At 69.2% G+C, this 14,951-nt stretch carries 14 protein-coding genes; 6 read left to right on the top strand and 8 right to left on the bottom strand.

Annotated elements, in window-relative coordinates; all coding sequences use genetic code 11:
• Window positions 1–34: 34 nt before the first annotated feature.
• From KIK09_RS60215 to KIK09_RS35100, 3 genes are all read right to left on the bottom strand, one after another.
• Entirely contained in the window at window positions 35–2,605 is a 2,571-nt protein-coding gene (locus tag KIK09_RS60215) for a DUF4132 domain-containing protein (RefSeq protein WP_214323743.1), read from the bottom strand.
• Window positions 2,606–2,610: 5 nt separating this feature from the next.
• Window positions 2,611–3,033 (bottom strand): hypothetical protein, encoded by a 423-nt coding sequence (locus KIK09_RS35095; protein WP_214323744.1) that lies wholly within the window; start codon window positions 3,031–3,033, stop codon window positions 2,611–2,613.
• 932 nt (window positions 3,034–3,965) lie between these two features.
• Window positions 3,966–4,103: a hypothetical protein gene (locus KIK09_RS35100; RefSeq protein WP_214323745.1), complete on the bottom strand. Its 138-nt coding sequence runs from the start codon at window positions 4,101–4,103 to the stop codon at window positions 3,966–3,968.
• Window positions 4,104–5,098: 995 nt separating this feature from the next.
• Here KIK09_RS35100 and KIK09_RS35105 point away from each other — a divergent pair.
• Genes KIK09_RS35105 through KIK09_RS35120 form a run of 4 tightly spaced genes read left to right on the top strand, consistent with a single transcriptional unit; the run spans window position 5,099 to window position 9,764 of the window.
• On the top strand, window positions 5,099–5,962 hold the full coding sequence (locus tag KIK09_RS35105; protein ID WP_214323746.1) for a hypothetical protein: 864 nt from the start codon (window positions 5,099–5,101) through the stop codon (window positions 5,960–5,962).
• Between the two features lie 55 nt (window positions 5,963–6,017).
• On the top strand, window positions 6,018–7,913 hold the full coding sequence (locus KIK09_RS35110; RefSeq protein WP_214323747.1) for a peptidoglycan-binding protein: 1,896 nt from the start codon (window positions 6,018–6,020) through the stop codon (window positions 7,911–7,913).
• Window positions 7,906–8,583, top strand: coding sequence for an ABC transporter ATP-binding protein (locus tag KIK09_RS35115; protein WP_214323748.1), 678 nt, complete (start codon window positions 7,906–7,908; stop codon window positions 8,581–8,583). Before KIK09_RS35110 ends, KIK09_RS35115 begins: the two co-directional genes overlap by 8 nt.
• Window positions 8,584–8,585: 2 nt before the next feature.
• Window positions 8,586–9,764 carry an ABC transporter permease gene (locus KIK09_RS35120; RefSeq protein ID WP_214323749.1) on the top strand — a complete coding sequence of 393 codons (1,179 nt, stop codon included), beginning with the start codon at window positions 8,586–8,588 and terminating at the stop codon, window positions 9,762–9,764.
• A gap of 12 nt (window positions 9,765–9,776) precedes the next feature.
• On the opposite strand, the gene KIK09_RS35125 is transcribed toward KIK09_RS35120, so the two are convergent.
• The 3 genes from KIK09_RS35125 to sigJ all read right to left on the bottom strand — a co-directional run bounded on the left by KIK09_RS35125 (window position 9,777) and on the right by sigJ (window position 11,714).
• Window positions 9,777–10,070 carry a hypothetical protein gene (locus KIK09_RS35125; RefSeq protein ID WP_214323750.1) on the bottom strand — a complete coding sequence of 98 codons (294 nt, stop codon included), beginning with the start codon at window positions 10,068–10,070 and terminating at the stop codon, window positions 9,777–9,779.
• 12 nt (window positions 10,071–10,082) lie between these two features.
• Window positions 10,083–10,523 (bottom strand): YybH family protein, encoded by a 441-nt coding sequence (locus KIK09_RS35130; protein ID WP_214323751.1) that lies wholly within the window; start codon window positions 10,521–10,523, stop codon window positions 10,083–10,085.
• Between the two features lie 258 nt (window positions 10,524–10,781).
• Complete coding sequence (gene sigJ, locus KIK09_RS35135) at window positions 10,782–11,714, bottom strand: RNA polymerase sigma factor SigJ (protein ID WP_214323752.1); 933 nt, start codon at window positions 11,712–11,714, stop codon at window positions 10,782–10,784.
• A gap of 144 nt (window positions 11,715–11,858) precedes the next feature.
• Here sigJ and KIK09_RS35140 point away from each other — a divergent pair, with 144 nt between their 5' ends.
• Window positions 11,859–12,488, top strand: coding sequence for an LUD domain-containing protein (locus KIK09_RS35140; RefSeq protein WP_214323753.1), 630 nt, complete (start codon window positions 11,859–11,861; stop codon window positions 12,486–12,488).
• 387 nt (window positions 12,489–12,875) lie between these two features.
• Here the strand turns inward: KIK09_RS35140 and KIK09_RS35145 are convergent, their stop codons facing one another.
• Both KIK09_RS35145 and KIK09_RS35150 read right to left on the bottom strand, forming a co-directional pair.
• Window positions 12,876–13,517 (bottom strand): zf-HC2 domain-containing protein, encoded by a 642-nt coding sequence (locus KIK09_RS35145; protein WP_308164480.1) that lies wholly within the window; start codon window positions 13,515–13,517, stop codon window positions 12,876–12,878.
• Window positions 13,510–14,019 carry a sigma-70 family RNA polymerase sigma factor gene (locus tag KIK09_RS35150; protein ID WP_214323755.1) on the bottom strand — a complete coding sequence of 170 codons (510 nt, stop codon included), beginning with the start codon at window positions 14,017–14,019 and terminating at the stop codon, window positions 13,510–13,512. The genes KIK09_RS35145 and KIK09_RS35150 overlap by 8 nt, the downstream gene beginning before the upstream one ends.
• 147 nt (window positions 14,020–14,166) lie before the next feature.
• Here KIK09_RS35150 and KIK09_RS35155 point away from each other — a divergent pair, with 147 nt between their 5' ends.
• Window positions 14,167–14,799 carry a hypothetical protein gene (locus tag KIK09_RS35155; RefSeq protein ID WP_214323756.1) on the top strand — a complete coding sequence of 211 codons (633 nt, stop codon included), beginning with the start codon at window positions 14,167–14,169 and terminating at the stop codon, window positions 14,797–14,799.
• The last annotated feature ends 152 nt before the right edge of the window (window positions 14,800–14,951 follow it).

Here is a 14,951-nt window from a genome sequence, read left to right on the forward strand (position 1 = left end):
TCCCGAGTAGACGGGTTTTCCCTGCTGGGCCACGTCAGGTGGCGGCCTTGCCGGTGAGGGAATCGAGCTGAGTCAGGATCGACGGGTCGCTGATCTTCTCGTCCTCAGCGAGCAGGAGCACCTTGCTCAGAATGATGCTCGTCATCTGGTCCTCGTCGGCGAACGGCAGGAATAGCCGCCGGTGCGCACTAGCGCCGAACGAGGCGGGCACCACACAAAGGTAGCCGCCCGGGTCGACGTGGATGCTACCGCTGGTCAGATGAACCCGGTAGGTCGCCCGGGTGCCGCGTACCACGGCCGAGTGCCCCTCGACGGTGACCCGGGCCAGCCCCAGGTCGGCGATGAGCGCTGTGAGTACCTCCGCCCGGCTTGCCGCCTGCGCCGGCGACAGGTACGTCTCCGGCTCGATGCCGGCGACCGACACCATAAGGTCCAGGTCTCGCATGACCTCGGAGAACGCCACCGGCGGCACGTCGACCAGCGGCACTGGTGTGCCGACGACGTTGCCCGTGCCGGTCGGGGCGCCGTAGCGGCCCAGGTCACGGTAGCCGCCGGTCAGGAAGTGGATCTCGCCGACCAGGACGTTCCCCATCCCGAAGTAGCCGTGGAAGTCGCAGCGCAGCGCCGCGATGTGACTGTCGCCGACGGCGCGGGTCGCCTGGTGGTCGTCGTACTTGCCGTGGGTGAACCAGCCCCGGCCGGACAGCAACTGGCCCGCCACCTTGCCGTTGACCGTCTGTCCGGCGAACCGCCGCGACACATCACCGGCCTCGCGTTCCGCCTGGGTGAGCACATACAGCTCCCGAAACGCCTGCTTGACCGGCTGCCGGAGGCGACGCCGCACGATCTCTGCCTGCCAGTCGGCGAGCACTCCCCGTTCGTGCAGTTCGACGGGGTGGACGGCGGCGATCGGGCCAGTGGTGTCGATCTGCTCGAGCAGATCGATCACGCCCGCCTGGTCACGCCAGAGCAGCACGCGCAGCATCGCCGCACCGGCAGGCAGCGACAGCAGTCGGGCCAGTTCGTCCGGTGCCAGCGTCCCGGTGGTGGCGACCAGCCGTTCCACCAGCCCGGCTCGCATCCGGCGAGCCTGGTCTCGCAGTCGCTCCTGGTGCTCACGCAGGTCCTGGTAGCCAGGGTCGGTGCGGACGGCGGCCGGCACCGACTTCAGCGCTTTGCCTGCCCTGCTGACCGTCATCGTCGGGTCAGCGCCGTCGAACCGCAACGCGATCCGGTAGTGGCCGACGTCGGCCTTCGTAGGGGTCTCGGTGGCGATGCGCGCCTCGCAGTCCCATTCGAGGCGGCTCGCATCTGGAACGCCGGCTACCTGCGCCAGGTGGTCGAGGGCGATCGTGATCGCGGCCGCGTGGCTGTGCCTGCGGTTGGGGCCGAGCTTGGCGCCCTTCTTCGCGGAGTCGCGCAACGCCAGGTAGCGGTCGAGGACTGTCTCGTCCGGAGCGAGGGGCAGCATCCCGAACGCGGCGATGCCCTGCAGCGCGTTGTGCTTGACGCGCTTTACCACCTGGGCACGGTTCCACCCCATGACCGCGGAGACCAGCTCGTTCGGTTCGAGTTCCAACAGGCGCCGAGCGGCGTCCTCGCCGGCGTCCTCGATCGCGGCGAGGAGGACGGCCCGGTCCTGGCGGGTGGCTTCGTGAACTGGCATCGCCCGGATCAGGCGCAGCAACGGCGCGGCGCGTTCCAGGCCGAACAGCGGTAGCAGCGCGTCGGCGTCACCCGCGCGCAGCCGCCATCCGAACGCTTGGCGCTGCTCCTCCCCCGGCCGGTCCCGCAGTAGGTCGAGCAGGGCGCCGCGTTCCGCGTTTGTCAGTTCCGCCACGCCGAGGTGGTCGGCAACGCGCTGGTCGCCGTGCCAGGTCAGCGCCACCCGAACGAACCGCAAGCCGCGCGGTACCAGCACCTTAGGCAACTCGTCCCAGTCGGCCGGGGCTGGTGCGGAGACGAGCCGCCAGGTCAGCGCGTCCACGTATTTCCGTACGGCGTCCGCGCAGGCCAACGGCGGACCGGTCATATCGCCGGTCGGCGATTGGCCGATGATGGCGTAGCCGAGGTAGCCGTCGTCAGCGATGGCCCGTTCGACCACGGTGGCGTCCAGGGCGCCGGCCCGGTGCAGCGTGTCGAGAATCTGCGCCACGGTCTCCCGGTGCAGGGTCCCCAGCGGGGTGAAGACGAGCAGCCGCAGCAGATGGATATCGGCGGCGGCGATGGCCCTCTCCGCCACCTCGTCCAGCAGCAGCCGGTGCCGGACGTCGCACCCGAGAAACGCAGCGAGCAGGGCTTTCCGGCGAGCCGTCGGCCACGGCGCTGCCAGCAGGCCGCTTATGTCGTCCGGCCGGTCGACCCGGAAGCTGGCGTCGTAGAGCTCGTCAAGCTCCTCGACGATGTCGCCCACGTGAGGTGCCAGGTTGCCGATCGTCTGATCGTCGCCCCGCTTGATCCGGAGCCGGATCTCCTCGGCGGTGTCCCGCAGGACCACCAGGTCGCCGGCCTTCGCCGCGACCCGCGCCCGGTCCACCAGCCGCCACAGTGCCTCGCGCTGTTCGCAGACGACGTCGATGTAGATCTCTGGTACCGATCGCTCCACCGCAGTCAGCCTCCCGCCAGGGCGACCAGCCGCACGAACACGACCGGCTCACCGAGCCGCAGCGCGACCTCCTCGTCCAGGTCGACGACCTGCCGCCCGCCGACGAAAACCACGAACGTGCCTCGAGCGAAGGCCCGATGCGCCCGGGCCACCTCCGCAGTCACATCCAAGTCCGCCGACACCTGCGGCGACATCCTGATCGCACCGGTGCTGGCCTGCATCCGGAGATCGTCGTCGGACAGGTACTGGCGGTCGAGGATCCGCCGGCAGCGCGCCGCGTCGACGCGCAGCTCCCAGATCTGTTCCACGACCGTGCGCCGAATCAGCTCCCGCACTGTCGTGCGATCGTCGGCCAGCTGCACCAGCACCGCCGGCACGTCATCGCCGGACCCGCCAGGCATCCGGCTGCGCACCTCGATATCGACCATGGCCGCCACCATAGAACAGCAGGCGGACAACCTGGTCATATCACTGCACCGCAGTGAACTGGCCTCACCGGTCAGGCGCGCGGGTCGAATAGCAGGTCACCACAGGAGGCGTTTACGCCGGCCGGCTTACAGGCGAGCCGCCGTTCACCACCCGCCCCGACCTGCTCAAGCTCCTTATACAGCGCATATATACCCTCAGTAGATAGTCCCCGGCACGAGTGTTCCCCTTGCCCTGCTCGGCCGTGCGCCAAGCCATGGATACGACCTCAAACGCGGCTACGACACATACTTCGGCCGGGGCAAACCGCTGCCCTTCGGCCAGGTCTATTCCACGCTCGGCCGGCTGGCCAGGGACGGCAGGGTCGCGGCAGGGCCTGGTCGGCCGCGTCGCCCAGATCGAGCAGGCCAACGCCAGCGGCCGCATCCCCGCGCTGTTCGTGCACGGCCTGTGGCTGCTGCCGTCCGGCTGGGACCTGTGGGCCGCGGTGTTCGCCGAGGCCAAGGCACACCCCGAGGTCTTCGCCGACAAGACCGTGGGTCAGGTCGCCGACCATTTCGCCAACATTCGGGAAGCTGGAGCGCCAGCTGGTCGTCATCGGCCACTCCTTCGGCGGGCTGCTCACCCAGATCCTGGCCGGACGCGGCCTGGCCTGCGCCTCGGTTGCCATCGACCCGGCGCCGTAAGGGGTACTGCCGCTGCCGCTCTCCTCGCTGCGCGCGTCCGCTCCGGTGCACGCCACCCAGCGTCCGGCGAGCGTCGCCGGTCTGCAAGGCCCCAGCGGCGCTCCCGCCTGGAAGAGCATTCCCTCCTGGTTCCTGATCGCCGGATCCGACAACACCATCCCGCCCGCCGCCCAGCGCTTCATTGCCGTCCGTCGAACAGGTGGCCACCCACCCGACGGACGGCCGGTTGTGTGTCCCAGGTGCCAGGCCTACGGCTGGGCGGTCCGCGTGACCGTCGGCCGGGTGTGCAGCAGCGTGCCGCTCCGGTCGAGGTCCTCCAGCTCAGCCTGGGTAGCCTCCATCAGCGCCGTCTCCTCCGCCGCCGCGTACAGCTCGTGGGCCTCCACCAGAGCCTGCTGAGCCGGGGTGCTGGATCTGGCGGCTAAGGCCGGGGACGTCCGGCAGATGGGCTGGTCGCTGACCTACGCCAGCGCGGCCTGCTCGGCCTCTGGCTTTGCGGTTCTCGCAGATACTCAGGGCCCAGGACAGGTAGTTCAGGTGGACGGCCTCCAGGGCCGCATCACCTAGCATCCGCGCTGCCACCGCCGACATGACGAACACCGCGTGCCAGTGTCCCCAGTGCATCCACTGGTCGGAGAACCAGTGCATGGACTCGGCAAGCCCTATGCGATGAATTTTGAAGCGGAACAGGGGGCCTGGGCGGCGGAGCGGCGCGCAGTATTCGCTCAGATCCCGACAGGCCCGAACCAGGTCTGGCAGACCAGTTCGGGCGGAACCTGGCGGATCGCCGGCTGCGCCGACTACCACTGCCAAATATGAGTTCGGCTTGCATCTGACCACTACTCGGAAGGCCGACACCATAGCCGCGCTTCGGCTGGCCCTCGGTGAGGTCACCGCGTTGCTGGGCCGTCCGCTGATCAATGTCGTGACCGACCCGGCCAGCGGACAGATCTGGTCGGTCGCGGCGGTCACCGACAACGGACCCGCGTTCAAGTCGATCGCGTTCGCAAGTTTCCTCGCTGCCCGTCCCGAACCCAGCGCCCGCGCGAGGCATCGCCATGAAGCGGCCGATCGAGGTTTACCGCGGTCAGGCCGATCCGGCAGCCCCAGCTCTCCCCGCTCTGAAGCCCTGCCACCTTTTTGCGTGGACAGACAGAGGCAATCCCGCAGTGACGACGGACGCGGTCGCTCGCTGCCCTTGATCCGTGTACCGGGCTTCAGGTGCGTTCAGGTTCGCTTCAGCAGGCCCACGGGAAATTGAACCGGCTCGCGGCCCAGTACCGCGAGACCAACCCCGACGAGCGAGCCTGACTGCACGGGTTGCGCCGCGGTGTTGCTTCGTGCTGCCCCGCTCATCCCTTTGTACCTACGAGAGGCCTCCGTGATTCACTCCCACAGATCGCTCGCAACCGCGGTGGCCGGCGCGGCGCTGCTGGCCGCTATGACCGGCTGCGGTTCGACCGGTCAGGCGCAGCCATCGGCGGCTCCTTCCGTGGATCCCCAGAACAAGCAGCGCCAGAACCAGGCCCAGCTCGCCACCTGCATGAAGGGCAAGGGTTTCACCTACCACCCGATCGTCTCCGCCCCGGACATCCCAGAAGAGCAGAAGAAGGAGATGTCCGGCGACTACGAGGCCATGAAGAAGCACCGGAGCAAGTACGGCTTCGGCTGGGCCGCTTCGATCGTCTACCCGAACGACCCGGGCGGGCGCATGGTCGCCCGGACTGTTGAGGGCGCGGGCGACGACCCGAATTCGAAGGTCATCGCCGGGCTGTCGAAGGCGCAGCGGGAAGCCTATTTCGCCGGGATGGACGCGTGCATGCTGCAGATGCTCAACAAGGCCACCGGCCGCAAGATGACCTCCATGCAGGAGGCGGCGAAGGCCCAGTCCGAGATGATGAAGCAGGCGATCAACCGCGAGCTGAACGGCGACGCCCACCTGGTGGAGCTGGCCGGCCAGTTCGCCGACTGTCTCAAGGGCAAGGGCTTCAGGGTCACCTCCCAGCAACCCGCCGAGATCGCCAACAGCACCGAGGAGCCGTTCCGGCAGGAGCTGAGCAAGCTCGGCGAGAAGCCCACGCCCGAGCAGGCCCGCCCTCTCCTGGCGCGCGAGATCAAGGCCGCGCTGGACGACCTGGAGTGCGGCAAGGATTTCTACGCCGCCTACCGGCCCAAGCTGAACACCGTCTACGACCAGGCCGGAGTGTTCGGGGGCATGGGCATGGCCATGGCCGTCGAGGAATAGCCCCTGAGGGCCCGCCGCTCCATCCCTCACTCCATTCCATCGAAGCGAGTTCAGCATGCGCAAGTTCAGGGCGTCCGCAGGCGAGCCGGCTGCGGAGCCCGGCGGTTCAGGCACAGCCAGGTCGGGTGTCTCGAGGAACAAGGTACTGGCCGGTGTCGTGGCCGCAGTGGTGGCGCTCGCCGGCATCGGCTGGGCGGTGGGTGCGGATCTGCGCTCCCCCGCCGACCAGTTGGCCTCGCGCCGCCCGCCGAAGCCGTCCCTGGTCACCGTACTGGTCGAAAGACGGAAGCTCACCAGCACCGTCACCGTGAACGGCACGCTCACCTACGGCTCCCCGCTGCCGGTCACGCTGGCCGGCACGGTCGGCGTGACCGGCGCCACGGGTGGAGACGGCGGTACGGGCGGAGGTGGCGGCACACCCCAGCGCGTCACCAAGGCGCCCCAAACCGGCCCGATCCGTGAGGGTGACGTGCTGATGCAGGTCAACGGGCGGCCGGTGTTCGTCTTTCGCGGGCGGCTGCCGATGTACCGGCCGCTGGTGCCGGGCACCGAAGGCGACGACGTCCGCCAACTGCAGCGCGCACTGCGCCGCAAGGGCGTGCGGGTGCCTGTCTCGGGCGTCTTCGACCAGGCCACCGTCACCGCGGTGAAACGCTGGTACGCCAAGCGTGGCTACCAGGCCCAGGAGCCTGACATGGAGGCGCGTAAGAACCTGCAGACCTACCGCGAGACCGTGCGCAACAGGCAGGCGGAGCTGGCCGAGGCCCGCAAGGCGCTGGATGAGGGCCTCGATGTCCAGCCGCTCAAGCTGCGCCTCGACAACGCCCGCCGCGACCTGCGCTCGGCCGAGCAGGCGCTGCGGGACGCGCTGCGGCAGGACATGACCCCCGATCAGGCCGCAAAGCTGACCAGCCTACGGCAGGCTGTGCGCACCGCCGAGGAAGCAGTGCTCGCGGCGGAGAAGGACCTGAACGAGGCCAGGGAGCAGAACAACAACACCCCGCCGCCGCCCGGCACCCCGCCACCATCTGAATCACCGCTGCCCACTCCCACACCGTCCCGCTCGACGGACACCCGCCTGCTGGAGATGAAGCTCGCCAACGCCCGGCAGGCCCTGTACGAGGCCCGCAAGGCCGTGGACGACTACTTCGATCAAGTCCGCGATGAGCAGGACAAGCGGCTGGAGGAGCTGCGCAAGGCGGTGCGCACCGCGAAGGAAGCCGAGGCCACTGCCAAGCAGAGCCTGCGCAGGGCCCGGGAGGTCTCCCCGCTGCGGATGAAGGTCAGCAACAGCGCCGCCGGTCTGGCCGACGCCCGCGACATGCTGGCCGAGTTCCTCAAGACTTACGGCGTAAGCCTCCCGGCGGGCGAGGTCGTCTTCCTCCCGACGCTGCCGGCCCGTGTCGACAAGGTCGAGGTCAAGCCCGGCGACACCATCCAGTCCAAGGTCGCCACCGTGACGAGCTCCGCCTTCGCGATCACCGGTTCGGTGGAGGCCAAGGAGGCCAAGCTGCTGCGTCGGAACCAGAGTGCCACCATGGAAACCCTCGACGGCACCTTGCTGCCGGCCAGGCTCGCCGCCACCGGGGAGGCCGCCCGCGTCACCTCGCAGGACAACAAGAAGGACGAGAAGCAGGACACGCCCGACACCGGCTCGGTGCCGATCCTGCTCACTCCCGACACCGCCAAGGGGTTGAAGGCGCTGGTCGGCTCGTCGCTGACGGTGCGGATCTCCGTCGGCTCGACTGAAGGGGAAGTGCTGAGCGTGCCGGTCGCCGCCGTCGTCACCTCCGCCGACGGCCGCCCCCGGGTACGGCTGGCGCTCGACGGCGACAGGACCCGCGAGGTCGAGGTGCGCACCGGGCTGACCGCCGACGGAAATGTGGAGATCACGCCCGTGCAGGCCGGCGCGGTCAAGGAAGGCGACCGGGTCGTGGTGAGCGATGCCTGAGCCCGTGATCGAACTGACCGGCGTCTGCCGGGACTTCCCCGCCGACCCGCCGGTGCGTGCGCTGGACGATGTCACCCTGCGCGTCGACCACGGCGACTATCTGGCCATCATCGGCCCGTCCGGGTCCGGCAAGTCCACGCTGCTCAACATTCTCGGGCTGCTGGACCGGCCGAGCTCGGGCTCGTACCGGCTGGATGGCATCGAGACCACCACCCTGCGCGACGGCGCGCGAACCCGGCTGCGCGGCGCGCGCATCGGGTTCGTCTTCCAGTCCTTCCACCTGCTCTCCCACCGGACGGTGGCCGAGAATGTGATGCTCGCCGAGGTCTACGGACGGCACCCGCATCGCGGCCGCCTGGCCCGCGCTGAGCAAGCGCTGGAGCAGGTGGGTATGGGACACCGCACCGGTTTCCGGCCGGGCCAGTTGTCGGGCGGCGAACGCCAGCGGGTGGCCATAGCCCGTGCCCTGATGGCCCGGCCGTCCCTGTTGCTGTGCGACGAACCCACCGGCAACCTCGACAGCCGCAACACCGAGGCCGTCCTCGACCTGTTCGACGGGCTGCGTTCCCAGGGTCTGACCATCCTGGTGATCACCCACGAAGACGGGGTCAGCGCCCGCGCCAAGCGCCGGGTGCGCATCGGTGACGGCATCCTGACCGAGCAGGGGTGAGCATGCACATCCGCGATCTGTGGGCTGAATCCCTCGCCGGGATGCTGGCCCGTCCCGTCCGATCGGCCCTGACCACCCTGGGCACCGTTCTGGGGATCACCACGCTGGTGGTCACCATGGGCATCGCCGCGACCGCCGGCAACCAGATCGTCGGCCGCTTCGACGAACTGCTGGCCACCAGCGTCACCGTCGAGGTGCCGCAGAACAGCCGCCAGGCCCTGGTGTCGTGGGAGGCCGCCGCGGACCTGCGGCGGCTTCGCGGCGTGCTCTCGGCCACCGCTCTGGCACAGAGCGACAAGAGCTCCAACCTCGTGGTGACCGCCAACAACCTGCTCGACCCGACCCAGGTGGCCGGGCAGACGCTCGCCGTCGTCGCGGCCACCCCGGACCTGCCGGCCACCACCCGCGGCAGACTGCTGACCGGCCGCTTCTACGACGCGGGCCACCTCACCCGCGGCGACCGCGTCGTCGTGCTGGGCGAGCAGGCCGCTGCCATGCTCGGCATCACCCGGCTGGACCACGCGCCGGCGGTGTTCATCAACGACCGCGCCTATACCGTCATCGGCATCATCGGCGGCCTGCAGCGCGAGCAGATCCTCGCCAGCGCGGTCCTGGTGCCGCCCACCCTCGGCCCCGACTTCGGCCTGAAGAACGTCACCCGTGTCCTGGTCGCCACCCAGCTGGGCGCCGCCGAGCTGATCGCCCGCCAGGCCCCTCTCGCCCTCAGCCCCAACCACACCGGCGAGCTTCAGGTGATCGCCCCGCCCAGTCCCAAACGCGCCCGTGACGGCGCCCAGGACGACGTCAACGGCCTGTTCCTCATCCTCGGTTTGGTCTCCCTGATCGTGGGCGCGGTCGGGATCGCCAACGTCACCCTGGTCACCGTCATGGAGCGCGTCGCTGAGATCGGTCTGCGCCGAGCCCTGGGGGCCGCCCGTCGCCACATAGCCGCCCAGTTCCTGCTGGAGTCCAGCCTGATCGGCCTGACCGGCGGAGTCATCGGCGCCAGTCTGGGCACCGTCGCCGTCGTCGTGGTGGCGGCCGTCCGCCAGTGGACTCCGGTGCTTGACATGCGTCTGGCTCTGGCCGCCCCTGCGGCCGGCGCGCTGGTCGGGCTTTTGGCCGGACTGTATCCGGCCTTGCGTGCCGCCCGGATGGAGCCCGTCGATGCCCTGCGCTGACCGGCGACCGGCCTAGCCCAGAGGAGTCCACGGCCCGCCCCACGGCATCGCTGCCCCTGTGCCCGGCCCGCCACACGCCTCCACGTCCACGGCTCCATCAGCTCGCGGGTCGACGCTGAGGAGGTCGCCCGAGAGACCTACCGCTGCTACGCCTTGTGCCGGCAACAGCAGGACGTCCAGCGCCTGGCTGACGACGATCGCCAGCCGCATCGCCTGGACCTGCTCGGCCGGTGACGCTCCGGTCAGCACGGACCGGGGCGTCACCGGCCTGCGGAACCAGGTCAGTGGTTCAACCCGCGACGTCACTCCTACGACTCGTCAGGGCTCGAGGTCGGCCACGCCTTTGCCGCTCGCCACATCGAAGGGCACGGAAACCTGGTCGTGCGCGATCAACCAATTGCCGTCGATCTTCCGGAAGCAGAAGGTGGCCCGGACCCACATGCCGCTCGTCGCCGTCCCGTTCTTCAGCGTGCCGCTGAGCCGGCCGAAGCCGTGCCCGAACGCTACTTCGTCGCCCACGGTGAGTGTCAGGTCGCGAACCTCATAGTTCACATCCTGGAAGAACGTGAACACCTTCGCCCAGTTCTTCAATTTCGCCTCCACCCCTACATGCTGCAGCGGCGGCTCGACGTCGAAGGACACGACATCCGTTGTGTAAAGCCGCTTCAGGCCGTCGAGATCCTTGGCTCGGAGCGCTTCGACGATCTTGTCGGCTTGCTGCCTGATCTCGGCTTCGTCAACCTCGCGTTGCGTAGGCATCGCTACTCATCCCTTCCATTCGTGCGGAATCTCGGCTTCTCACTAGTACGACAAGACAGCGCCCCGGAATGTCAGGCCCGCGGCTGCCGTGCCAACTTCGGAATCGGCCGAAGTTCAAGAAATCTGGCCGCAACCAGTTCCCCTGGCGACGGTCCCTGTCGCGGGCCCGGCGTCGGGCGTCGCGAGTGACCCTGATCAGCCTCACCACGGCCCCCGGTGGCAGCGGCCGTCAGCGGACCGGTGGGATGGAGGCGCGCGTCAGCCCGTCGTCCAAAGCCGGAGTTTCTCGGGGTTGAAAATTGCCCAGATGCGCTTGATGCGGCCGCCCGCGATATCGAAGGCCAGCACCGCCGCGGTGGTGCCGTCTTTCTGGGCGACCAGGCCGGGCTGGCTGTTGACGGCGCGCTCCAGGATCGTCAGACCGGGTGCCCGGGCAGCCAGATCGACGCAGGCGCGGGCGACCTGCTCGCCGCCCTCAACCCGCTGGCGCCGCACGACGAGGCCGCCACCATCGCCGATGACCATGGCATCGGGGTCGAGCAGGCCGATCAGGGCGTCGATGTCCTTGGCTTCCCAGGCCTGCTTGAAGTCCCTGACGATGCGGGCCTGCGGGGCTGCCGGTGCCGGGGAAGGCTGTGACGCGCGAACGCGACGGCGGGCCGAGAAGGCCAGCTGGCGGCACGCCACCGGGGTACGGCCGACGATCTCGCCCACCTCGGCGAAGGAGTATCGGAAGACATCGTGCAGGACGAACGCGACGCGCTCGGCCGGGGTCATCGATTCCAGCACGACCAGGAAGGCCATACTGACCGACTCATCCAGGGTGACCCGGTCGGCCGGGTCGACGGTGGTGCCGCCCGGCCGCCCATCGATCCACTCACCGGGTTCGGGCAACGGCTCGGGGATCCATTCACCCACGTAGGTCTCTCGCCGGGCCCGTGCCGAGCCGAGCATGTTGAGGCAGATGCGGCCGGCGACCTTCGTCAGCCAGGCGCCGGGCGACTCGATGGCGTCCTGCTGCTGTGCGGACATCGCATACCAGCGGGCGTAGGTCTCCTGCACGGCATCCTCGGCCTCGGCCAGGGATCCAAGGAGCCGGTAGGTGAGATTGATCAGCCGGCCCCGCTCGCTCGTGACCGCATCCAGGCCTGGACCAGGTCGGCCATCCCCTGGCCCAGATCGGTTGGTCATGGTGTCGGCGGCTCCCTCTGTCGCATCTGCTCTCACGGGTTCGACAAGACAGCGCACCGGAATGTGAGGCCGGCACGGCACCTAACATTCCTGAGGGCTGCGTTGTCGAGCTGGTGAGACGAAACGACCAGCCCAGGAGGCACCGTGACCACTCCGATGCAGGCAACCCGGTTCGCCGACCCGGCGCCCACGAAGCACCTGGAGCGGGCGGCCAGTGCGCTGACCGCGCGCGGGTTCACCGTCGAGATCCTCGACGACGTCGCCGCCGCTCGTACCCGCATCAAGGATCTGGTACCCGAGGGTGCCAGCGTATTCACCGGGGCCAGCGAAACCCTCCGCCTGTCCGGCATCGAGGCCGACATCAACACCAGCGGACGATACGACGCCGTCAAGCCACGCGCCCTGGCCATGGACCGCGTCACTGAACATGACGAGATCCGGCGGCTGATGTCCACCCCCGACGTCATCGTAGGCAGCGTCCACGCGGTCACCGAAACCGGCTCCCTCGTGGTCGCCTCGGGCAGCGGAAGCCAGCTTCCCGGATACGCCGGCGGTGCCGCCCGCGCGATCTGGATCGTCGGAGCGCAGAAGGTGGTACCCGACCTGCCCACCGCGCTACGCCGCGTCGAAGACCACTGCCTTCCACTGGAAAACGCCCGCACCCAGGCAGTCCACGGGTGGCCCAGCGCCATCAACCGCCTCCTCATCCTCAACGCGGAATTCCACCCCGGACGCGGCACCGTCCTCCTGCTCCGCGAAGCCATCGGATTCTGAGGCAACGTCAACAGGTCTGGCACGAATGCGCTGGTGACAGAGCATGCGGTCAGTAGGGTGATCTTGGCGTCAACGCCATTGCGTTTGGCTCTGCCGCTGCTGGTCAATGGGGCTTGAACCAGGAAACGGGACTCCGGGTAGATCAACGATCGGCGAAGAAGGTCGATCAAGTCCAGGAGTCCCGTTGCAGCAGAAGTCTGTCGTCACACCGGCACGGTCGACAGCGTGGCGTACAGTGCCAAGCTCGTGGCGCCCGTCAACAAGGCGGCCAACTCCATCACCCTGCCGCCTCCACGACCATGGCCGCCAGGGCCGCCGCGCTGGGGAACTCCTGATGATCGCGTAGGTGGGTGGCAACCTGGTTCGACGAACGCTCCGCGCGGGTCGTCAACGGCTGATCGGTGCGCGGAGCACGGCCGGGCCGCCGGGTACGGTGCTCAGGCCGAGCGCGACCGCCTCGTCATCCTGCACGGCTGCCGACAACTCCATGGTCAGACCCATCCCCCTCGCGGTGAAGCTCCCCGCCGGGATCCGGCTGCCGTCGCGGTTTTCCAGCCAGACCAGATAGCGCTGGCCGGTGGTCAGGCCGCTGACCGACAGGTCCACGGCCGTGCCCCACGGGCGTACGTCCAGCTCGGCCGAGACCCGCATACCGCCGGAACCGTACGCCACGGTGGGCCTGTCCGTGTTGAACACCCCAGAAAGCCCGGAAAGCAGCGTCACCACCGCGACCGCGGCCGCCACGAGCCCTCCGGCCCAGGCCAGCCGGCGCCGGCGCCTGTGCACGTGCCGGGTGCCGACGGCGGTCAGTACGCTCTCGCGCAGCCAGGGCGGCGGCGCGGGCGGCGGGGAGACGCGGGCGGGGTCGGCGTGGCCGAGCGCACCGGCCACCGCACGCAGCCCGTCCAGCTCGGCCCGGCAGCCGGGGCAGCCGTCGGCGTGCGCGAGCAGCGCGATGGTCTCGGTTTCCGGCAGGCGGCCGAGCGCGTGCATCCCAAGAAGAGGCTGATAGTCGCGGCAGCTAATCACCGTCCCACCCCATCTCCTCCATGACCAGGCGAAGCGCCTTGAGCGCGTAGAACACCCTGCTTCGCACCGTACCTGGAGGAATACGCAGTTCGGCGGCGAGCTCAGCGGGCGCCCGGTCACGCAGATGGACCTCCACCAGGATGTGCCGCTGCTCCGGCGACAGGCGCCGCAGCGCCTCCTCGACCTGCATGCCGAGCAGCAGCCCCTCCAGGTCGTTGCCCGACGGCAGGTCCTCCCCCTGCTCGGCCGAGAGCTGCGGCCGCGCGGACCGCGCCCGCATGAGATCGATCACCACATTCCTGCAGATCGCGAAGAGCCAGGTGCGCGGGGACGACTGCCGGTGGTCGTACCGGGCCGCGGTACGCCAGGCGCGGACGAAGGTCTCCTGCACCGCGTCCTCGGCCAACCCAGGGTCGCCCAACGACCGCCTGGCGAAGGCGAACAGTTCGCCTCCGTGATCGTCGTAGACCGCCCGCAACGTGGCCTCGTCATCCAGCCGCACGCGTCCTCCTCTCACTCCCCGGGGCATACGGAACGGATCGCTGCGGCGTTCATCCATTTTCGTTGAACTTTCACGTGAACGCGACGCGCGGTGGCTCCGTACCCCCTCCCGTCATCAGTGACATCAGCAACCGACGGAGGAGACGACATGCGTAGAGGTGTTTGGGCAGCAGTGCTCGGGGCGGCAGTCTCGATGACCGTGGTGTCAGCGGTTCCCACGCTCGCGGACACCGCGTCCGGGTCCGAGCAGCGCGCCGACGTACGTATCCAGTCGCCGAGGGCCGGCGCGTCGACCGGGGTGGAGGGAGCGGCCTGGACGATGGAGCTGTCCGTCCACTACCGCGACGGCCTCAAGGCTGCGGGGTGGAGCGGGCCCCAGGTCACCGGCCCCCAAGGCGGCACCGGCACGTTCGGGCCCGGCAAGGACGACAAGCTGCCGGGCCTTGTCGTACTGCTCTCCACCACGACAGGCTTCTCCGGGCCCGGCACCAACCTGGCGAACCTGTTCAACGTCACCGGGGTGGCCCAGCGGGACCAGAGCGGGACCAGGATCTGGGACTCCTGGCTGGTCGGCAAGGCGCTGTTCGGCAAGGACGTCGACAGCGTGGTAACCGTTGCGGTCGTGAAGGACCTCGACGGCAACGGCGTGCTCGACGACGCCCCTGACGTGGTCAAGGACGTCACGGGCGACGGCCGGGTCGACGCCCGTGACCTGCGCGAGCTGGGCGTGGCGTCGAACGTCGCCGCGCTGCCGTTCCGGATCAGCGGCGCGGCCGCCTGACCGGCTCGCCACCGGATCGACCGACCACGAGGCGCCCCGGATGACGTGTTCGCGCCCGCGGGGAATCCCCGGGGCGCGGCTCGTCGGACCGATAGCTTGGCGGTCCCATCCGCGCATGGAGGCTCTGGCGGACAGCTTCGAGGAAGTCATCG

It is taken from the genome of Nonomuraea sediminis (genome assembly GCF_018531495.1).
Lineage (GTDB): Bacteria > Actinomycetota > Actinomycetes > Streptosporangiales > Streptosporangiaceae > Nonomuraea > Nonomuraea sediminis.

Excerpts from the sequence above, each read along its gene's own strand:
- KIK09_RS35130 (WP_214323751.1), bottom strand. The coding sequence starts at position 10,523 with ATGCCTACGCAACGCGAGGTTGACGAAGCCGAGATCAGGCAGCAAGCC.
- KIK09_RS35110 (WP_214323747.1), top strand. The coding sequence starts at position 6,018 with ATGCGCAAGTTCAGGGCGTCCGCAGGCGAGCCGGCTGCGGAGCCCGGC.
- KIK09_RS35120 (WP_214323749.1), top strand. The coding sequence starts at position 8,586 with ATGCACATCCGCGATCTGTGGGCTGAATCCCTCGCCGGGATGCTGGCC.
- KIK09_RS35155 (WP_214323756.1), top strand. The coding sequence starts at position 14,167 with ATGCGTAGAGGTGTTTGGGCAGCAGTGCTCGGGGCGGCAGTCTCGATG.
- sigJ (WP_214323752.1), bottom strand. The coding sequence starts at position 11,714 with ATGACCAACCGATCTGGGCCAGGGGATGGCCGACCTGGTCCAGGCCTG.
- KIK09_RS35095 (WP_214323744.1), bottom strand. The coding sequence starts at position 3,033 with ATGGTCGATATCGAGGTGCGCAGCCGGATGCCTGGCGGGTCCGGCGAT.
- KIK09_RS35115 (WP_214323748.1), top strand. The coding sequence starts at position 7,906 with ATGCCTGAGCCCGTGATCGAACTGACCGGCGTCTGCCGGGACTTCCCC.